General features: G+C 64.4%; 18 protein-coding genes. 11 read left to right on the top strand and 7 right to left on the bottom strand.

Translation table 11 applies throughout. The features are described 5' to 3' along the window. Nucleotides 1-99: 99 nt before the first annotated feature. A complete protein-coding gene (locus tag IPM73_03260) occupies nucleotides 100-342 on the top strand; it encodes a type II toxin-antitoxin system Phd/YefM family antitoxin (protein ID MBK8917092.1) in 243 nt (80 codons plus the stop codon). Next, the gene (locus tag IPM73_03255) at nucleotides 339-602 is read left to right on the top strand and encodes a Txe/YoeB family addiction module toxin (protein ID MBK8917091.1); all 264 of its coding nucleotides are present in this window, start codon (nucleotides 339-341) and stop codon (nucleotides 600-602) included. The genes IPM73_03260 and IPM73_03255 overlap by 4 nt, the downstream gene beginning before the upstream one ends. A gap of 123 nt (nucleotides 603-725) precedes the next feature. Here IPM73_03255 and icd read toward each other — a convergent pair whose 3' ends face one another. Together icd and IPM73_03245 are read right to left on the bottom strand one after the other, a co-directional pair. Further along, nucleotides 726-1970 carry an NADP-dependent isocitrate dehydrogenase gene (gene icd / locus IPM73_03250; GenBank protein ID MBK8917090.1) on the bottom strand — a complete coding sequence of 415 codons (1245 nt, stop codon included), beginning with the start codon at nucleotides 1968-1970 and terminating at the stop codon, nucleotides 726-728. A gap of 248 nt (nucleotides 1971-2218) precedes the next feature. Beyond that, on the bottom strand, nucleotides 2219-4456 hold the full coding sequence (locus tag IPM73_03245) for an NADP-dependent isocitrate dehydrogenase (GenBank protein MBK8917089.1): 2238 nt from the start codon (nucleotides 4454-4456) through the stop codon (nucleotides 2219-2221). 409 nt (nucleotides 4457-4865) lie between these two features. Between IPM73_03245 and IPM73_03240 the strand changes: the two genes are divergently transcribed. Together IPM73_03240 and aceK are read left to right on the top strand one after the other, a co-directional pair. Then, nucleotides 4866-6911, top strand: coding sequence for an EAL domain-containing protein (locus IPM73_03240; GenBank protein ID MBK8917088.1), 2046 nt, complete (start codon nucleotides 4866-4868; stop codon nucleotides 6909-6911). Between the two features lie 49 nt (nucleotides 6912-6960). Beyond that, complete coding sequence (aceK, locus tag IPM73_03235; protein ID MBK8917087.1) at nucleotides 6961-8739, top strand: bifunctional isocitrate dehydrogenase kinase/phosphatase; 1779 nt, start codon at nucleotides 6961-6963, stop codon at nucleotides 8737-8739. Between the two features lie 747 nt (nucleotides 8740-9486). Here the strand turns inward: aceK and IPM73_03230 are convergent. Continuing rightward, on the bottom strand, nucleotides 9487-10170 hold the full coding sequence (locus IPM73_03230; GenBank protein ID MBK8917086.1) for a cytochrome c4: 684 nt from the start codon (nucleotides 10168-10170) through the stop codon (nucleotides 9487-9489). 224 nt (nucleotides 10171-10394) lie between these two features. Here IPM73_03230 and IPM73_03225 point away from each other — a divergent pair, with 224 nt between their 5' ends. From IPM73_03225 to IPM73_03205, 5 genes are all read left to right on the top strand, one after another. Continuing rightward, nucleotides 10395-10700 carry a cytochrome C gene (locus IPM73_03225; protein MBK8917085.1) on the top strand — a complete coding sequence of 102 codons (306 nt, stop codon included), beginning with the start codon at nucleotides 10395-10397 and terminating at the stop codon, nucleotides 10698-10700. Between the two features lie 11 nt (nucleotides 10701-10711). After that, nucleotides 10712-11980, top strand: coding sequence for an FAD-dependent oxidoreductase (locus IPM73_03220; GenBank protein MBK8917084.1), 1269 nt, complete (start codon nucleotides 10712-10714; stop codon nucleotides 11978-11980). Nucleotides 11981-12207: 227 nt separating this feature from the next. Further along, nucleotides 12208-13032, top strand: coding sequence for a substrate-binding domain-containing protein (locus IPM73_03215; protein MBK8917083.1), 825 nt, complete (start codon nucleotides 12208-12210; stop codon nucleotides 13030-13032). Between the two features lie 8 nt (nucleotides 13033-13040). Next, the gene (locus IPM73_03210; protein MBK8917082.1) at nucleotides 13041-13892 is read left to right on the top strand and encodes a substrate-binding domain-containing protein; all 852 of its coding nucleotides are present in this window, start codon (nucleotides 13041-13043) and stop codon (nucleotides 13890-13892) included. A 66-nt stretch (nucleotides 13893-13958) separates the two neighbouring features. Further along, a complete protein-coding gene (locus IPM73_03205) occupies nucleotides 13959-14324 on the top strand; it encodes a hypothetical protein (protein MBK8917081.1) in 366 nt (121 codons plus the stop codon). A gap of 23 nt (nucleotides 14325-14347) precedes the next feature. On the opposite strand, the gene IPM73_03200 is transcribed toward IPM73_03205, so the two are convergent. Further along, a complete protein-coding gene (locus IPM73_03200; protein ID MBK8917080.1) occupies nucleotides 14348-15451 on the bottom strand; it encodes a helix-turn-helix transcriptional regulator in 1104 nt (367 codons plus the stop codon). Between the two features lie 130 nt (nucleotides 15452-15581). Between IPM73_03200 and IPM73_03195 the strand changes: the two genes are divergently transcribed. Both IPM73_03195 and IPM73_03190 read left to right on the top strand, forming a co-directional pair. Next, nucleotides 15582-17102 (top strand): aldehyde dehydrogenase family protein, encoded by a 1521-nt coding sequence (locus IPM73_03195; GenBank protein MBK8917079.1) that lies wholly within the window; start codon nucleotides 15582-15584, stop codon nucleotides 17100-17102. Between the two features lie 69 nt (nucleotides 17103-17171). Then, the gene (locus IPM73_03190; GenBank protein ID MBK8917078.1) at nucleotides 17172-17549 is read left to right on the top strand and encodes a DUF779 domain-containing protein; all 378 of its coding nucleotides are present in this window, start codon (nucleotides 17172-17174) and stop codon (nucleotides 17547-17549) included. A gap of 161 nt (nucleotides 17550-17710) precedes the next feature. Here the strand turns inward: IPM73_03190 and IPM73_03185 are convergent, their stop codons facing one another. The 3 genes from IPM73_03185 to coaBC are packed head-to-tail and all read right to left on the bottom strand — an operon-like array spanning nucleotide 17711 to nucleotide 19943. Next, nucleotides 17711-18307, bottom strand: coding sequence for a cytochrome c4 (locus tag IPM73_03185; GenBank protein ID MBK8917077.1), 597 nt, complete (start codon nucleotides 18305-18307; stop codon nucleotides 17711-17713). Next, nucleotides 18304-18753: a dUTP diphosphatase gene (dut, locus tag IPM73_03180; GenBank protein ID MBK8917076.1), complete on the bottom strand. Its 450-nt coding sequence runs from the start codon at nucleotides 18751-18753 to the stop codon at nucleotides 18304-18306. Before dut ends, IPM73_03185 begins: the two co-directional genes overlap by 4 nt. Continuing rightward, on the bottom strand, nucleotides 18753-19943 hold the full coding sequence (gene coaBC, locus IPM73_03175; protein ID MBK8917075.1) for a bifunctional phosphopantothenoylcysteine decarboxylase/phosphopantothenate--cysteine ligase CoaBC: 1191 nt from the start codon (nucleotides 19941-19943) through the stop codon (nucleotides 18753-18755). Before coaBC ends, dut begins: the two co-directional genes overlap by 1 nt. Between the last annotated feature and the right edge of the window lie 24 nt (nucleotides 19944-19967).

The raw sequence follows: 19967 nt of genomic DNA, 5'->3' as shown, positions 1-19967 counted from the left end.
TGGCCAGATGCCAGGAAAGACATTGGCAGTCTTGACTAGTGCATTGACGCGACGTACGCAAATCCGTACCGTTACGACTTCGCCTGTAGGAGATCGAACATGGCAGCCCTTACCGCGACCGAAGCTCGCGCCAACCTATATCGCCTCATCGACCAGGCGGCCGAATCACATCAGCCTATTCTCATCGCAGGGAAGCGGGCTAGTGCGGTTCTGCTCTCAACCGAAGACTGGGACGCTATTCAGGAGACACTCTATTTGCTCTCTGTTCCTGGCATGCGCGAATCAATCAAGGAAGGTATGGCCGAGCCTCTCGACAAGAGTACCCAGGACCTTGAGTGGTGAGTTGGCACGTCGTCTATTCGAAGCACGCGCAGAAGGACGCCAAGAAGCTCGCTCTGGCGGGCCTCAAGGACAAAGCGCTGGATCTGTTGGCGGTGCTCGCTGCCGATCCGTTCCAGAATCCGCCACCCTATGAAAAGCTCGTCGGCGACCTTGCCGGCACCTACTCGCGACGCATCAACATTCAGCACCGTTTGGTCTACGAGGTCTTTGCCAAGGAGCGCATTGTCCGCGTCCTTCGCATGTGGTCGCACTACGAGTAGAGGCCAATCGGGCATGGGCCGGCTATTAACCTTCACCGTCCGGCGGACAGCACCCGGAGTCAGTCCGGCCGAAAATACGAAGCCCCCGACTGGCGGGGGCTTCGAGCGTGAAGCGCGAGACGCTTACATGCGGGCGATCATGGCGTCGCCGAAGGCGGAACAGGACAGCTCGTTGGCGCCTTCCATGAGGCGGGCGAAGTCGTAGGTGACCTGCTTGTCGCCGATGGCCGCTTCCATGGACTTGATGACCAGGTTGGCGGCTTCGACCCAGCCCAGGTGGCGCAGCATCATTTCGGCGGAGAGGATGAGGGAACCGGGGTTCACCTTGTCCAGGCCGGCGTACTTGGGCGCGGTGCCGTGGGTGGCTTCGAAGCAGGCGTACTTGTCGGAGATGTTGGCCCCCGGCGCGATGCCGATGCCGCCGACCTGGGCGGCCAGGGCGTCGGAGATGTAATCGCCGTTCAGGTTGGTGGTGACGATGGTGTCGTACTCCGCCGGGCGCAGCAGTATCTGCTGCAGGAAGGCGTCGGCGATGGCGTCCTTGACGACGATTTCACGGCCGGTATTGGGGTTGGTGAAATGACACCACGGGCCGCCGTCGATGGGCTCGGCGCCGAATTCCTTCTGGGCCAGCTCGTAGGCGGCGTCACGGAAGAGGCCTTCCGTGAATTTCATGATATTGCCCTTGTGCACGATGGTCACCGATTTGCGGTCATTGGCGACGGCGTACTTGAGGGCTGCGCGCACCAGGCGCTGAGTGCCTTCGACGGAAATCGGCTTGATGCCGATGCCGGAGCTTTCCGGGAAGCGGATCTTCTTGACGCCCATTTCGTCCTGCAGGAACTTGATGACCTTCTTGACGCCTTCGGAGCCGTTGGCCCACTCGATGCCGGCGTAGATGTCTTCGGTGTTCTCGCGGAAGATGACCATATTGGTCAGTTCCGGGTGCTTGAGCGGGGACGGCACGCCCTTGAAGTACTGCACCGGGCGCACGCACTGGTAGAGGTCCAGTTCCTGGCGCAGGGCCACGTTGAGGGAGCGGATGCCGCCGCCCACCGGGGTGGTCATGGGGCCCTTGATGGAGACGGAGTATTCCTTCAAGGCATCGAAGGTTTCCTTGGGCAGCCACTCGTCGGGACCGTAGAGGCGGGTGGATTTTTCGCCGGCGTAGACTTCCATCCAGTGAATCTTCTTTTTGCCCCCGTAGGCCTTGTCGACGGCGGCGTCGATGACCTTGATCATCACCGGCGTGATGTCGATGCCGATGCCGTCACCTTCGATGAACGGGATGATGGGATTGTCCGGGATAGCCTGCCCCGGGACGATTTTCTGACCACCTTGCGGAACCTTGATGTGCGACATATCCACTCCATTTGCGTTGTTTTGGACGACCTGGGTTTGCGTCAGTATCCCTTGCGGGCGATGCCGGGAGAGGGTTGTCCTGCGCCCCGCACGAGCGGGGATTATGCGGCAAACCCGGCGCCTCTGTCAGCCTAGGCCATTGGACTTAACACCAAAGAAGCGGGCCCGGTGAAGCGGGTTTTCGCTTCCACCGGACCGAAGTCGCCGGGGCACCCGGGCACGCCATGGACGGCGGCCAGGGCGCCCACGGGCGCTCAGGCGCTGAAGGCCTTCAGCACCGCGTTGAGCGTCGGGCTGGGCCGCATGACGGCCTTGCACTTCTCGGCGTCGGCGCGGTAGTAGCCACCGATGTCCGCCGGCTTGCCCTGCACCATCTTGAGCTCGGCGATGATCTGCCCTTCGCTCTCGCTCAGGCTGCTGGCCAGGGGTGCGAAGTGGGCGGCCAGGGCCTTGTCCTCGCCCTGCTCCGCCAGCTCCTGGGCCCAGTACATGGCCAGGTAGAACTGGGAACCGCGGTTGTCCAGTTCGCCGGTCTTGGGCGAGGGCGACTTGTTGTTGTCGAGGAGCTTGCCGGTGGCGGCGTCCAGGGTCTTGGCCAGGAGCTTGGCGCGGGGATTGTTTTCCTTGATGCCCAGTTCCTCCAGGGACACGGCCAGGGCCAGGAATTCGCCCAGGGAATCCCAGCGCAGGTGGTTCTCCTGCACCAGTTGCTGCACGTGCTTGGGGGCCGAGCCGCCGGCGCCGGTCTCGTACATGCCGCCGCCGTTCATGAGGGGAACGATGGACAGCATCTTGGCCGAGGTACCCAGCTCCATGATGGGGAAGAGGTCGGTGAGGTAGTCGCGCAGGATGTTGCCGGTGACCGAGATGGTGTCGAGGCCGCGGGCAACGCGCTCCAGGGTGAAGCGCATGGCGCGCACCTGGGACATGATCCTGATGTCGAGGCCGGTGGTGTCGTAATCCTTGAGGTAGGTCTCGACCTTCTTGATCAGCTCATTTTCGTGGGGACGATAGGGATCGAGCCAGAAGACGGCGGGGGTGCTGGAATTGCGGGCGCGGGTGACGGCCAGCTTGACCCAGTCGCGGATCGGCGCGTCCTTGACCTGGCACATGCGCCAGATGTCGCCGGCTTCCACGTTCTGGGTAAGCAGCACTTCACCACTGTCGATATCGACGATGTTGGCGATGCCGTCTTCGGCAACCTCGAAGGTCTTGTCGTGGGAGCCGTATTCCTCGGCCTGCTGGGCCATGAGGCCGACGTTGGGCACCGTGCCCATGGTCTTGGGATCGAAGTTGCCGTGCCATTTGCAGAAGTTGATCATCTCCTGGTAAATGCGGGCAAAGGTCGATTCCGGCATGACGCACTTGCTGTCGTACTGCTTGCCGTCGGCACCCCACATCTTGCCGCCCTGGCGGATCATGGCCGGCATGGAGGCGTCGACGATGATGTCGTTGGGCGAGTGGAAATTGGTGATGCCCTTGGCCGAATCGACCATGGCCAGACGCGGCCGGTGTTCCTGGCAGGCGTGCAGGTCGCGGATGATCTCGTCGCGCTTGGATTCCGGCAGGGCCTTGATCTTCTCGTAGAGGTCCACCATGCCGTTATTGACGTTGATGCCCAGTTCGTCGAAGGTCTTGCCGTGCTTCTCGAAGGCGTCCTTGTAGTAAATCTTGACGCAGTGGCCGAAGACGATGGGGTGCGAGACCTTCATCATCGTCGCCTTGACGTGCAGCGAGTAGAGGATGCCGGCCTCGCGGCAATCTTCCAGAGTCTGCTCGTAGAACTCGCACAGCGCCTTCTTGCTCATGAACATCGAATCGATGATCTCGCCTGCGAGCAGGGAGAGCTTGGGCTTCAACACCGTGGTCTTGCCGCCCTTGGCGATCAGTTCCATGCGCACCGAGCGCGGCTTGTCGAGGGTCATCGACTTTTCGCCGTGGTAGAAGTCACCGTGTTCCATGTGGGAAACGTGGGTCTGGGACCACTGCTTCCATTCGCCCATGGAGTGCGGACGCTTCTTGGCGTAATTCTTGACGGCCATCGGCGCGCGGCGGTCCGAGTTGCCTTCGCGCAGCACCGGATTGACGGCGGAACCCAGACACTTGCCGTAGCGGATCCTGAGCGCCTTGTCGGCCTCGCTGGCGGGGTTTTCCGGGTAGTCGGGCAAGTTGAAGCCCTTCTCCTGCAGTTCCTTGATGCAGGCCTTCAACTGGGCCACGGAGGCGCTGATGTTGGGCAGCTTGATGATATTGGCGTCGGGCTCCAGCGTCTTCTTGCCCAGTTCCGCCAGGGTGTTGGGCACCCGCTGTTGCTCGCTCAGAAATTCGGGAAACTCGGCCAGCACACGGGCAGATACGGAAATGTCGGCCTTTTCTATGTCGATCCCGGCCGGACCGGTGAAGGCGCGGACCACGGGAAGGAAGGCACAGGTCGCCAGGAGCGGCGCCTCGTCCGTGAGGGTATAAATGATCTTCGACTTCCCAGTGGCCATGCTTACCTCGGAATAGTGGTCAGGTGAGCTGCCCGCAAGGCAGAGACGGGCAGCGGAAAGGGCGGGCCGGGCACGGCGGCGCCCGAGGCTTTTTTCTGCATGCAGAATTATACGGGGGCAACTTTCCCCAGCCTTACAGCGGATCAAACTTTTCCGCCAAGGCACGCTTTTCGCGAACGCTCCCCCGCCCCTTTGCCGGACCCGACGGGCGAAGCCGGCGATGCCCGCCCGCGTCGCCCGCGAAAACAGTGGTTACGGACGGCAAATGACACAAGCGGCGCAGAAAAGCGCTATTCTTCTACGGAGCACGGGGCGTGGAGTCATCGGCCGCCGCCTGCTGAACCACGAGAGGCGATACCGCGTCGCCGGGCCACCCCCAGCGACGGGAGGAATACTGGATGACACGTCCATGACGTCAAAAACCGCCGGCACAACCTGGCAGCAAATGGTCGATCACCTCCCGACCGGCGCGGCGCTGCTGGGCGGCGATCTGCGCATTCTCCATATCAACGAACGCCTGCTCGCCGACATGGATCGCAGCAGCGCCGAAGTCATCGGGTGTTTCCTGCCGGACCTGGTCGGTCGGCGCATCGCCACGCCGGGACGGGCGGAGGACTTCCCCGCCGGCAAAAAGCAGCGCTACGAATTGCTGACGCCACACCGCCGCCACCGCGTCGAGGCCAGCCTGGCCCCCCTGCCGACCACCCCGCCGACTTTCCTGTGGATGGTGCACGACGTTTCGGTCACCGACGACGGCGCCATCAGCGGCCTGGAAGCAAGCGAGACGGGCTTTTCCCTCGCCCTCAAGGGGGCGGCGGACGGCATCTGGGAGTGGAATCCCGTCACCAAGAATCTCTTCCTCTCGCCGCGCCTGCTCAACATCCTCGGCTATCCCCAGGATTTTGCCGTGAAGACCACCGACGAGTGGCTGGATCTGGTTCACCCGGAGGACCGGGCCAAGTACAGCGACGCCAACACCCGCCACCTGCGCGGCAAGACGCCGCATTTCGAGTGCGAGTATCGCATCCGCCGCGCCGATGGCACCTGGGCCTGGGGCCTGTCGCGGGGCATCGCCCATTTCGACGAAGACGGCGTGGCCCGGCGCATGGCGGGTTCCATTACCGACATCACCGACCGTAAACAGCAGGAGGAAATGATCCAGTTCCTCGCCACCCGGGACAGCCTCACCAGCCTGGCCAATCGCTTCCTCCTGGCCGAGCGGCTGACCGAACTGCTGGCCCGGGCGCGGGACGATGGCAGCAGCGTGGCGGTGGTCTACCTCGATCTCGACTTTTTCAAGAACATCAACGACTCCATGGGGCACCAGGCAGGGGACAAGGTGCTGATCGAAGTGGCACGGCGCCTGCGGCAGGAATTTCCCGACCCGGCCGTGGTGGCGCGCCAGGGGGGCGACGAATTCATCGTCGTCATTCCCGAGGCGCCGGACCTCGCCCAGGTAGGCGGGCGCATCGGCCGCCTGCTGGAAAACCTGCGCCGCCCCATCGCCATGATCAACGGCGAACTCTCGGTGCGAGCCTCGGCCGGCATTGCCTTCTTCCCCCACGAGGGCGACGACGCCGTGGCCCTGCTCAAGAATGCGGACCTCGCCCTCTACGCCGCCAAGGAGCGGGGGCGTGGCCAGTTCGCTTTTTTCAGCAGCGACATGGCCGAGCACGCGCGGGAGCGGATGTCCCTGGAAAGGTATCTGGCCGTCGCCGCCGAAAAGGGGGAGTTCTGTCTGAACTTCCAGCCCCAGGTGGAGCTCCCCGGCGGCCGCATCGTCGCCTGCGAGGCGCTTCTGCGCTGGCGCCACCCGGAGCTGGGGGCCGTGAGCCCCGGGCGCTTCATCCCGGTTGCCGAGACCTCGGGGCTCATCATCCCCATGGGGGCCTGGGTTCTCGACCAGGCCTGTCGCCAGGCGGCGATCTGGCGCGATGCGGGATTCCGGCTCCCCGTGGCGGTCAACCTTTCCGTCGCTCAACTCACCCATTCCAACTTCGTGGAGACCGTCCTCGATACTTTCCGCCGCCATCGGCTGACCCCCGATCTGATCGAACTGGAAATCACCGAAAGCCTGCTCATGGACGGCGGCAGCGATGCGCTGGGGGCACTGGACGAACTGGCGCGCCTGGGCATCAGCCTGGCCATCGACGATTTCGGCACCGGCTACTCCAGCCTCGCCTATTTGAAGCGCATGCCCATCGACCGCCTCAAGATCGACCGCTCCTTCGTCAGCAGCGTGCACAGCGACCGCAGCGACGCCGCCGTGGTGCGGGCCATCATCGCCATCGCCCAGGAACTCGAACTCCAGGTCATCGCCGAGGGCATCGAATCGGCCGAACAGGCCGAGGCCCTCGCCCGCCTCGGCTGCCGATACGCCCAGGGCTACCATTTTGGCCGCCCCATGAGCGCGGAGGCGCTGGCCGAGCGCCTCTCCAGCCGCTGCCTGCCATAGGGGGCAGGGCAAAGGTTTAGAATCCGCTTTTTCTCCAGCAGCGGACCTCATGAACATATCCGTCGGCCTCTATGGCACCAGCGCCCACCAGATCGCGCTGGCCATGATCCAGGGATTCAACAAGCACTACAGCCTGTTCCGCCAGACTTGCCGCGATGCCAAGGTGCGCTTCGAAGAGGGAGACTGGCTGGGGGTGCATCGTGCGGTACGGGAGCGGATTCGTTTCTACGACGACCGGGTGGACGAATGCGTCGAACGCCTGCGCACCGAGTTCGACACCGGCAAGGTCGACGAAGGCACCTGGCAGCAGGTCAAGCTCCTGTACATCGGTCTGCTCCTCAACCACAAGCAGCCGGAACTGGCCGAGACCTTCTTCAATTCCGTCACCACCAAGATTCTCCACCGCAGCTATTTCAACAACGATTTCATCTTCGTCCGCCCGGCAGTGTCCACCGAATACATCGAGGGGGACGGCGAGCCCACCTACCGCTGCTATTACTCCCACCCGGAGGGACTGCGCGGCGTGGCGCGGCAGATCTTCCTCGACTTCAAGTGGAATCGGGAATTCGCCAACCTGGACCGGGACGTGGAATCCCTCTACCGCATGGCGGCGAGCTTTCTCAACGGCATGCCGGCCCGGGAGGTGAATTTCCAGATCCAAATACTCTCCTCGGCCTTCTACCGCAACAAGGCGGCCTACGTCATCGGCAAGTGCATCAACGGGCAGCACGAATACCCCTTCACCATTCCCGTGCTGCACGACGCGAACGGCAAGCTGGTTCTCGACACCATCCTGCTCGACGCCTGGCGCATCGGCCTGCTCTTCTCCCTCTCCCGCGCCTACTTCATGGTCGAGATGGACGCCCCCTCGGGCTACGTGCAGTTCCTGCGCTCCATCATGCCGGGCAAGCCCCGCTCCGAGATCTACACCATGCTGGGCCTGGGCAAGCAGGGCAAGACCATGTTCTTCCGCGACATGATCTACCACCTGCACCACTCCGAAGACGACTTCATCATCGCCCCCGGCATCCGCGGCCTGGTCATGCTGGTCTTCACCCTGCCCTCCTACCCCTACGTCTTCAAGATCATCAAGGACGTCTTCGGCAGCTCCAAAGAGATGGACCACGCGACGGTCAAGCGCAAGTACATGATGGTCAAGCAGGTGGACCGGGTAGGCCGTATGGCCGACACCCTGGAGTTCTCCAATGTCGCCTTCCCGGTCAAGCGCTTCACCGAAGAACTGATGGAGGAACTGCGCACCCTGGCCCCCTCCACCTTCGAGATCGCCGGCGACAGCATCATCATCAAGCACCTCTTCATCGAGCGGCGCATGGAGCCCCTCAACATCCACCTGGAGAAGATGGAGCGCACCAACAACATCGAGGGCCTGGAGCACGCCATCCGCGAATACGGCAGCGCCATCCGTGAATTGGCCCAGGCCAACATCTTCCCCGGCGACATGCTGTGGAAAAACTTCGGCATCACCCGCTACGGCCGGGTCGTGTTCTACGACTACGACGAAATCGAATACATGACGGATTGCAATTTCCGCAAGATTCCGCCCGCCCCGGATTTCGAAACCGAGATGTCCGGCGAGGTCTGGTACACGGTCCGGAAGAACGACGTCTTCCCCGAAGAGTTCAGCACCTTCCTCCTCGCCTCGCCGGTGCTGCGCAAGGTGTTCATGAAACACCACGCCGACCTGCTTTCCCCCGCCTTCTGGCAAGAGTCCCAGCGCAAGATCCGCGAAGGGCACGTGGAAGACTTCTTCCCCTATCCGCAGGAACTGCGCTTCTGCAACGGGGCGGGCACGCCGGGCGGGACGTAGGGGCCGAAAAGGGAGCGTTCGGCATCCCCGACTGTCCCCGGAGGAACCGGGCCATTCGGTGGCTCCACGGTCTGGCCGCTTTTCTGAACCCATGGTTTCCGCGCTGGAGGCGCGGCCGTACTTTCTTTTGGGTGGCAAAAAGAAAGTAGCCAAAGAAAAAACCACCCCTGGGTCGGAGGCCCCCTGCGGGGGCTTCCCTGCGCTACTCGGGGCCTTGGGCGTCTCGCTAAACTCGCCCCCTTTGGGGGCTCAGACAACGCGAGCCGACTTCCCCCAAGCCCCCTGCTTTGCTCGGCTCCTCTCAAGGGGCCCAAATACGGCCGGGCTGAAACAGTCAGTCGCATTTCACCCACGCTCCAGACTGAGGCTGCCAGAGAAGGCGCACATCAGTCCGTTCCCGGACGACCTTCCCCCCATGGAAGACGCTGAGCAACGCAGGGGTTCCGGGGGCCTTCGGGTCGCGTTGTCTGAGCCCCCGCAGGGGGCGAGTTTAGCGACCCGCCCGGATGCCCGAGTAGCGCAAGGGACCGGGCAACGCCCGGCGTCGACCCTGGGGTCGCCTTCTCTTTGGTGACTTTCTCTTGGCGAGACAAGAGAAAGTCACACGCCCTCAGGGCGGAACCCAAGGGTTCAGCAATCCCAACTGCCTCCGGAAAGGCAGGCCCATACCGCGACTCCCCCGGTCTGGCCATTTTTCTGAACCTTGCGCGCGAGGTGAGGTAACGCAGACGCCTTGCGTCTCTCACACTAATCGAGCGTCGCCAGATACTCCGCCAGGGCGTGCGTTTCCAGTTCGGTGAGCTTGGATGCGATGGTGTGCATCACGGCGTTGTCGTTGGTGCGTTCCCGCTTGTTGAACTGGGCGAGCTGGTCTTCGATGTAGCGCGGGTGCTGCCCGGCGAGGCGCGGCAACTGGGGCGTTCCGGCGGCCTTGGGGCCGTGGCAGGTGGCACAGGCGGGCACGCCGGAAAAGCTGTTCCCCTGGGTGAAGAGATAGCGCCCCACAGCCACCAGGTCGCTGTCCCGAGCGCTGCGCGGGGGAGGTTTCCGGGCGGCGAAGAAGGCGCCCAGGGCCTGCATTTCCCCTTCCGTCAGCGGCTCCGCCTGGGGCTTCATGGTGTCGCTCTTGCGCTTGCCGCTCTTGAAATCGGCCAGCTGTTTGGCCACGTATTCGGCATTCTGGCCGGCAAGGCGCGGATAGACGGCGCTGGCTGACTGTCCGTCGCGGCCGTGGCACAGGTGGCAACGCTCGGCGACGATCTGCTCGGCCCGCTGCGCCGTGTCCGCGGCGGCCGAGCCGAAGCTCAGCACCAAAACGGCACCCAGCAAGGGCCGCCAGGCCCCGTAAGCCCGTCCGGCCGCGCCAAGGACGTTCCTGGCGACAGCGCGTGCAGGGCGCTCAGGGTCTAGGGCGCGGGACAATGGGCTCATACTGAATCCTCCTGACGAAAGGGTTCTGGCGATGGCGGGGAGTATAGCCGCCGGGCGGTCGCGCCCCGACCCTCGCGAACGCCTGCCGGCCGGTAGCGCATACCCTCTCCCAGGCCCGGTCTCCCAGACCTGCATCCCGGGCCGATGACCCACGCCCGCGGCTGCCCTATACTCTCCCGTCACCTCGTACCCAAGGCTGCCGCCTTCCTGTCCCAGGAGAAGTCATGCAAGCTCGCCACCCCGCCCTTTTGATCGCTGCCCTGACCCTCGCGGCGGGCAGCCACGCCGCCGACCCCCAGCTGGCCCGCTCCCTGGCTGCCACCTGCGCCAACTGCCACAACACCGACGGCCGTGCCGTGCCGGAGAGCGGCATCGAACCCCTGGCCGGCGTGGACAAGGAAAAGCTTCTGCGCAAGCTTGCCGAATTCAAGAACGGCACCAAGCCCGCCACGATCATGCATCAGATCACCAAGGGCTACAGCGACGAGCAACTGGAACTCATCGCCGGCTATTTCGCCGCCCGCAAGTAAAGGAGCCGACCATGCAAAGACGCGAATTTCTCAAGGCCGGTGCCGCCGCTTCCGCGCTCGCCGCCCTCTACGGCTGCGCCGGCGGCACCCGGGCCGGCGGCCATGTGGTGGTGGTCGGCGGCGGCTACGGCGGCGCCACGGCGGCCAAGTACCTGCGCCTGTGGAGCGGCGGCGCGGTTCAGGTCACCCTGGTGGAACGCAACACGGATTTCGTCTCCTGCCCCATGTCCAATCTGGTCATCGGCGGCCTCAAGACCCTGGCTGACATCACCCACAGCTACGACACCCTGAGGAGCAAGTGGGGCGTGCGCGTCCTGCGCGACGAAGCGGCCGCCATCGATGCCACCAAACGCACCCTGCGCCTCAACAGCGGCAGCGAACTCTCCTACGACCGCCTGGTGCTCTCGCCGGGCATCGATTTCCTGTGGGACCAGATCCCCGGGCTGAACAAGCCGGACGCCCAGGGGAAGATCCTCCACGCCTGGAAGGCCGGCCCCCAGACGGTGGCCCTGAGGAAACAACTGGAAGCGATGCCCGACGGCGGCGTCTACGCCCTGGCCATCCCCAAGGCCCCCTATCGTTGCCCCCCCGGCCCCTACGAACGCGCCAGCCTGGTGGCCGACTACTTCAAGCAGCACAAGCCCAGATCCAAGGTCATCATCCTCGACGCCAACGAGGAAATCGTTTCCAAGAAGGGCCTGTTCTCCAAGGCCTGGGGCGATCTCTACAAGGGCATCGTCGAATACCGCCCCAACAGTGAGGTGAAGGATGTGGACGTCGCGAACGCCACCGCCATCCTGGACTTCGACAAGCTGCGCGCCGACGTGCTCAACATCGTCCCGCCCCACCGGGCCGGTGACATCGCGGCCCGCAGCGGCCTGAAGCTCGTCAATCAGCGCTGGGTGGAAATCGACTGGCTGTCGATGGAATCGCTCGGCACCCCGGGCATCCACGTCCTGGGCGACGCCATCTTCCTCGCCCCGGGCATGCCCAAGTCCGGCCACATGGCCAACCAGCAGGCCAAGCTCGCCGTCGCCGCCATCCTCAATCTGCTGGCCGGCGAGGCGCCCAATCCGGCGCCGGTGGTGATGAACACCTGCTACAGCTTCGTGGACGCCAAGAACGCCATCCATGTCGCCTCGGTGCATCAGTACGACGCCGCCACCCGACTGGTCCAGCCCGTCAAGGGCGCCGGCGGCGTCTCGGCGGCGCGCAACGAGATCGAGGCCAAGGTGGCGCTGGGGTGGGCGCAGAACATCTGGGCGGATATGCTGGGCTGACCCGAGCCGACGGCAACTTCCGTCGCCTATTTTTGCCACCCCGGTGCCGTCGATCCGGCTGACTGCGCAGGACAATCAACCAAAACCTCTGTAATAAAGGATTTTTTATCGACAGCACGGCGGCGCATCCTATGCAATGCGTTGCACAGGTCCACGGCAAGTGCCCTTAACCCGAATTGCCCCCCGCGCTACCCTGCGGCTCTTGTTCATCCCGACCGGAGCCCGCCTTGAACTCCCTGCGCCGTGCCTTGCTCTCCTCCCTGCTTGCCCTGGCAATCGCCCCCCTATCCGCCCAGGCCGACGAAAAATTCATCGTCGTGTCGTCCACCACTTCCACCGAGCAGTCGGGGCTCTTCAAGCATCTGCTGCCGGTCTTCGAGCAGAAGACGGGGATCAAGGTCCGCGTGGTGGCCCTGGGCACCGGCCAGGCCCTCGACCAGGCCCGCCGCGGGGACGCCGACGTGGTCTTCGTGCATGACAAGGCCGCCGAGGAGAAATTCATCGCCGAAGGCTGGGGCGTCGAGCGCAAGGAAGTCATGTACAACGACTTCATCCTGGTGGGCCCCAAGGCCGACCCTGCCACGGTCAGCGGCGGCAAGGATATCGTCGAGGCCCTGAAGAAGGTCGAGGCCGCCAAGGCAGCCTTCGTCTCCCGCGGCGACAAGAGCGGCACTCACGCCGCCGAACTGCGCCTATGGAAGGCAGCCGCCATCAACCTCGAGACGGCCAAGGGCCCCTGGTACAAGGAGACCGGCTCCGGCATGGGCCCCGCCCTCAATACCGCGGCGTCGATGAACGCCTACCTGCTGGCTGACCGCGGCACCTGGCTGTCGTTCAAGAATCGCCAGGATTTGACCATCGTCGTCGAAGGTGACCAGCGGCTCTTCAATCAATACGGCGTGATTCTGGTCAATCCGGCCAAGCACCCCCACGTCAAGGCCGACCTGGGTCAGCAGTTCGTCGACTGGGTCGTTTCCGCCGACGGCCAGAAGACCATCGCTGACTACAAGATCGACGGCCAGCAGCTCTTCTTCCCCAACGCCAAAAAGTGAGGCGGGCGATGAAGGCCTTCCTGCGCGCCATCCTCGCCGCGTCGGCCCTGATGGCGGGAATCCCAACCCTCGCCGCTGACGACGGCGGGACGATCTACGGGTCGGGTCGGGACAGTTTCTCCCTGGCCACCGGCAGCCCCGGGGAACTGGGCCTGCTGAAGACCCTGGCCGAGGCTTTCGCCCGCCAGGCCGACGCCCGCATGGTGTGGATCAAGGCCGGCACCGGCCAGTCCCTCAACCTGCTGCGCGACAAGAAGGTTGACATGGTCATGGTCCATGCCCCGGCCCAGGTGGACAAAGCCATCGCCGACGGCTGGGCCGCGAAAAAGACGCTGATCGGCTCGAACGAGTTCTATCTGGTCGGCCCGGCCGCCGATCCGGCAGGAATAGCCAAGGCCGGCGGCGCCTCGGAGGCTTACCGCAAGATTGCCGCCGCCGGCAGCCCCTTCGTTTCCCGGGGGGACAATTCGGGCACCCACCAGAAGGAAATGCAGATCTGGAAGACCGCAGGGGTCGAACCCCAGGGCGCCTGGTACATCGTCACCAAGGACTTCATGACCGCCAGCCTCAAGCGCGCCAACGCGGAGGGGGCCTACTTCATGAGCGATTCGAGCACCTGGATCATGGAGAAGGGTGTCTCCCCGAACTTGACCATCCTCCTGCGCGGCGACCGGGTTCTGGTCAACACCTACCACGCCATCGTCGCCCCCCCGGGCGCCACGGCGGGGCGGGATACCGCGGAACGTTTCATCGCTTTCGTCGCCTCGCCGGAAGGCCAGCGCATCATCGCCGACTTCGGACGCGAGCGCTTCGGCGAAGGCCTCTACAACGACGCTTCCTACGCCCGCCAATTCGATTGATCTTCCGCCCGGCGCGCCGCTACCATGGCGCTATCGGCCTTCTGTGGCCGCCCCGGGAGCAGCCACATGGATCTGGACGAATTGCGCGAACGCGCCTGCATCAGGCTCGCCCTCCTGCTGCCCCAGGTCGGCGATCCTTCGCGTCTGATGGACGAATGCCTGGCCAGTGCGCGGCACTCGTTCCGGGATGAATTCATCGCCAAGTTGAGCCCTGAAGCCTGGGCCCACATCGCGCTCCTCCACACCACGACCTTCCTCGACTGCGGCGTCGACGTCTCCGTCGGGGATCTGGTGGCCAATGTGCTGCGGGATTCGATCCATCTTCACCGCATCGACATGCTGAGCCAGGATCTCGCCCAGCGCCTGGCCGCCGCAGCACCCCACGCGAAAGCGACGCCTAATATCCGCCTGGTCCACCCCGAAGACTCCTGATCCGGCGCATCGCCCGCCGATCGTCACTTGTACCAGGGCAGGGTCCGCCGCAGGGAGATGATCTGGCCTGCCTCGTCGGCCGCGTAGCCTGGAACCGTAGCCGCCAGGGAACGGAATTCGGCCGAACGCAGGACCTCCAGGATGGCCTGCAGGGGGGCGCTGTCCAGCACCGGCTTGTGGCACACGAGGAAGAACTGCTCGTCCACCATGGGAACGAAGCCCAGGCCGAAACGGGCCGCCGCCGCCTTGAGGCCGAAACCGCAATTGGCGACCCCGGCCGCCACGCAGGCCGCTACCGCCAGATGGGTGGTTTCCACGTCGCCGTAGCCCTCGATGGCCATGCCCGGCACCCCGTGCTGCACGAGAAATTCATCGAACAGCACCCGAGTTCCCGAACCGGCCTGGCGATTGACGAAGTGCACCCCAGGACGGCGCAGATCGCCGACCGAGCGGATGCCCAGGGGGTTGCCCCGCGACACCATGAAGCCCTGGCTGCGGGTGGCGAAGCGGATGAGTTTGTGATCCCCCAGCTTGAGGCGACGGCCAATGCGGGAATGGACGACCGAGCCCCGCTGGCAGAGATGCAGGTCGTTCAAGGGCATGTGCACCCCTGCCAGGGCGCATTCGCCCCGGTTGAGGCGATCCAGGGCCTTAGCGCTGCCCAGGTATTCGAATTCCAGCAGCACCTCGGCCCGCTGCCGCACCCGGTCCCGCAGGGCGGAAAAAAGCAGGTCGTGGCTGGTGCTCACGAGCAAGGGGCGCAACTCGGGCTTCACGGCAAGAAGAAGCTCGTTGTCGAGCTGGGCGGCGAGTTCCTCCGCCCGGGGCATCAGCCGGGCGTGGGCGCGACGCTCGGCCCACACCAGACGCTCCCCGAATTCGGAAAGACGCGCCGACTGCCCCGCCCGGCCGGCCAGCAAGGGCCGACCCAATGCAGTTTCCTGCTCCTTGAGGAAGCCCCACACGTAGCGATAGGACAGCCCGAGGGTCTTGGCGGCACAGCTGATCGACCCCCCCTCGCGCACGGCGGCGAGGATGCGAAATAGCGGGTTTTCGAGTTGCAGGCCTTCCTCCCCCGGGATGGCCGCAGAACCAGGTTCGAAGCGGTAATTCAGATGGACGCCCATCGGGCAAGCATACTCGAATTCCCCTGCCGCACCCGCTCAAAAAAAGTGCTCCAAATTTGCCTGGCACGCTCGTTGCCACAAGGATCAAGCTGTTTCACGGCAATCTCTGAACCGTTCAAAAGGAGACACCATGCTTTACGCTGCACCCGGCGCCGCTGGCGCCAAGATCGCCTACAAGGCCAAGTACGATAACTTCATTGGCGGCAAGTGGGTCGCCCCGACCAAGGGCGAATACTTCGACGTCATCACCCCCATCAATGGCAAGGTCTACACCAAGGCCGCCCGTTCCAGCGCCGAAGACGTCGAGCTGGCCCTGGACGCCGCCCACGCCGCCGCCGACAAGTGGGGCCGCGCTTCCGCAATCGAACGTTCCACCCTGCTCCTGAAGATCGCCGATCGTATCGAGCAGAACCTGGAAACCCTGGCCTACGCCGAAACCGTCGACAACGGCAAGCCCATCCGCGAAACCCTGGCTGCCGACGTTCCCCTGGCTGCCGATCACTTCCGCTACTTCGCCGGCTGCCTGCGGGCTCAGGAAGGCGGCATCTCCGATATCGACGAAAACACCGTCGCCTATCACTTCCACGAACCCCTGGGTGTCGTCGGCCAGATCATCCCCTGGAACTTCCCGCTGCTCATGGCCGCCTGGAAGCTGGCTCCCGCCATTGGTGCCGGCAACTGCATCGTCCTGAAGCCGGCCGAGTCGACCCCGATCTCCATCCTGATCATGGTCGAACTGATCGCCGACCTGCTTCCCCCGGGCGTGCTGAACGTGATCAACGGTTTTGGCCGCGAAGCCGGCATGCCGCTCGCCACCAGCAAGCGCATCGCCAAGATCGCCTTCACTGGCTCCACCGCCACCGGCAAGATCATCGGCCAGGCCGCTGCCAACAACCTGATCCCCGCCACCCTGGAACTGGGCGGCAAGTCCCCCAACATCTTCTTCGAAGATGTGATGGCTGCCGACGACGGCTTCCTCGACAAGGCCATCGAAGGCATGGTGCTCTTCGCCTTCAACCAGGGCGAAGTTTGTACCTGCCCGTCCCGCGCCCTGATCCAGGAATCGATCTACGACAAGTTCATCGAGCGCGTCCTGCCCCGCGTCGCCGCCATCAAGCAAGGCAGCCCGCTGGATACCGAAACCATGATCGGTGCCCAGGCCTCCATGGACCAGATCAACAAGATCAGCGAGTACCTGGCCATCGGCAAGCAGGAAGGCGCCCAGTGCCTCATCGGCGGCGAGCGCGCCCATCTGGGCGGTGATATCGCCGACGGCTACTACATCCAGCCGACCCTGTTCAAGGGCCACAACAAGATGCGCATCTTCCAGGAAGAGATCTTCGGGCCCGTGCTGGCCGTGACCACCTTCAAGGACGAAGCCCACGCCCTGGAAATCGCCAACGACACCATCTATGGCCTGGGCTCCGGCGTGTGGAGCCGCAACGGCAACCGCGCCTTCCGCGTCGGTCGCGGCATCAAGGCCGGCCGGGTGTGGACCAACTGCTACCACGCCTACCCGGCTCACGCTGCCTTCGGCGGCTACAAGGAGTCCGGCATCGGTCGCGAAACCCACAAGATGATGCTCGACCACTACCAGCAAACCAAGAACCTGCTGGTCAGCTACTCCGAGCAGAAGCTGGGCTTCTTCTAAGCGGAGAACCCGGAACTGCGGCAATCCCAAGGGGGCGGGCAACCGCCCCCTTTTCTATCGGAGGTCTCCATGGTCGATCGCGTCATCGCCACCCCGGCTGCCCTGGAATTCATCGAATTCCTGAAGAAGAAGCACAACTCCGCGCTCATGTTTTACCAATCTGGCGGCTGCTGCGACAACAGCGCGGCAAACTGCCTGCTGCCGGGCGACCTCGTCGTTTCGGCGAACGACGAATGCCTGGGCGAAATCGGCGGCTGCCCCTTCTACATCAGCAAGTCCCAGTACGAGTTCACCAAGCACACCCAGATCATCATCGACGTCAGGAACTGCCACGGCGGTGGCGACTTCTCCCTGGACCGCCCGGAGGGCCGCTCCTTCATTTCCACCTCCCGGCTGTTCACCGACGCCGAGTGGGCCACCCTGGTAGCCTCCGGCGTGTGCTCATAACCCTATGATGTGCATGGACATTACGAGAATCGCTGCGTTCCAGGACTGAACACCTGTCCGACCTGGAGCAGAGGTTGGGACAGGTCGCCGCCCGACAACCTATGCGTTTTCGTGCATACCTACCCTGGCAGGCAGATGCCGGGGTGGTCCCCCGGTGCCCGTCAGAGACCGCGCAGGTACTCGGCCACCGCCCGCATCTCGTCGATGGAAAGGCGCTTGGCCACGTCGTGCATCTTCTCGTTGTCGTTGGTGCGTCGCCGCTCTTCGAAAAGACTCAACTGGGTCTCGATATACAGGGCGTGCTGCCCGGCCAGCCGAGGCGTCTTGTCCGTTCCACCCCCTTCGTCGCCATGGCACTCCTTGCAGGGCTTCAGGCCGGTGGCGGGATTGCCTTCGCGGAATAGACGTTCACCCGCCTCACGCATCTGGGGGTAGGAAGAATTGCCGCGGGTCGTGGGCTGGCGGCTATAGTAGAGCGCCAGGGCCCGGAGGTCGGCATCGCCCAGCCCGGCCAGGGCCTTGCGCATGTCGGTTCCTTCCCGTTCGCCGGAAAGGTAATTGCGCATCTGCTTGTGCAGATAGCTCGGGTGCTGACCGGCAATCTTGGGGTAGAGGGGGCTTGAACTGTCACCGGAAACACCGTGGCACAGGAAGCAACGCCCCATGACCAGTTCCTCGCCGCGGGCGACCTCGGCATCGTCGGCGGCCATCACCGCCCCGGCGACCAGGATCAGCACCCCGGCCAGCCCCGCCCTCATGACTTGCCGGTGCTCCCGAATCCACCCACCCCGCGCACCGATACGTCGAATTCATCGACCACGTTGAAGCCCACCTGCAGGACGGGAACGACCACCAGTTGGGCGATGCGATCGAGGGGATTGAGGGTGAAGGACTCCCTGCCCCGATTCCACACCGACACCATCAACTCCCCCTGGTAGTCGGAATCGATCAAGCCGACGAGATTGCCCAGCACGATGCCGTATTTGTGCCCCAGCCCCGAACGGGGCAGGATCATGGCGGCAAGCCCGGGGTCGGCCAGATGGATGGCCATGCCTGTAGGGACCAGGATGGTGCCGCCGGGGGGCAAGTGGAGCGGCGCCTCCAGACAGGCCCGCAGATCGAGTCCGGCCGAGCCCGGGGTGGCGTAGTGGGGGGGCGAATCCTTCAGACGGGGATCAAGAATGCGGACGTCGATACGATGCATCAGCGTTTTTCCAGAAGTTGAGCAATGTGTTCCACCAATTGCCGCGCCAGGAGCGCCTTGGGACCGGGGGCGAGGGGATGGACTCCCGCGTCATCCAGCAGGACCAGCCGGTTGTCGTCACCGCCGAAGCCATCCTGGATCAGATTGGCGGCAATGAGGGGGATTTTCTTCTTCTCCCGCTTCTTCCGGGCGTACTCCTCCAGGTTGCCGCTCTCGGCCGCGAAGCCCACGCAGAAGGGCGGATTCGTCAAGGCGGCGACCTCGGCCAGGATGTCGGGGTTTTCGAGCAGTTCCACCGGCGGCGCTCCGCCCGCGTCCTTCTTCAATTTGTACCCGGCCGGCGCCGCGGGGCGGTAGTCGGCCACCGCGGCGACGCCGATGAAAATGTCGCAGCCTGCCGCCCGGGCCATCACTTCCCGGTGCATGTCGAGGGCGCTGCGCACGGCGATGCGCTCGACCCCCGCCGGCGAAGCCAGTTCCACCGGACCGGAAACCAGGGTCACCGCCGCCCCCGCCCGCTGTGCCGCCTGGGCCACCGCGTAGCCCATGCGCCCGGAGGAGAGATTGGTGATGCCGCGCACGGCGTCGATGGCCTCGAACGTCGGCCCCGCCGTCAGAAGCACCCGCCGGCCGGCGAGCACCTTGGGGGTGAAGAAGGCCACCAGGGCCTGGAAGATTTCTTCGGCTTCGACCATGCGGCCCTCGCCGACCTCGCCACAGGCCTGCTCGCCGCAAGCGGGGCCCAGGATGGCGACGCCATCGCCGGCCAGGGTCGCCACATTGCGGCGGGTCGCCGGGTTTTCCCACATCTGCCGGTTCATGGCCGGCGCCACAAGAAGGGGGCAGTCCCGAGCCAACACCAGGGTGGCGAGCAGGTCGTCGGCCAGGCCGTGGGCGATGCGCGCCAGGAAATCCGCCGAAGCCGGCGCCACGACGATGCAGTCGGCCTGCCGGGAAAGGTCGATATGGGCCATGCCTTTGGCACGGCGGTCGTCCCACTGATCGACGAACACCGGCCGCCCGGAGAGCGCCTGAAAGGTGGTGGTCGTGACGAAGTGGGTCGCCGCCTCGGTCATGGCCACCTGCACCTCAGCCCCCACCTTGACCAGCAGGCGGACCAGTTCCGCCGCCTTGTAGGCCGCGATGCCGCCGGTCACCCCAAGAACGATGCGCTTGCCATGCAATTCCATTGTCTTGCCAGTAGAATGCGATGC

The organism is Betaproteobacteria bacterium (assembly GCA_016720065.1).
In the GTDB taxonomy this organism is placed as follows: Bacteria; Pseudomonadota; Gammaproteobacteria; order Burkholderiales; family Rhodocyclaceae; genus SSSZ01.
This window is presented reverse-complemented; position numbering and strand designations above follow the sequence as displayed.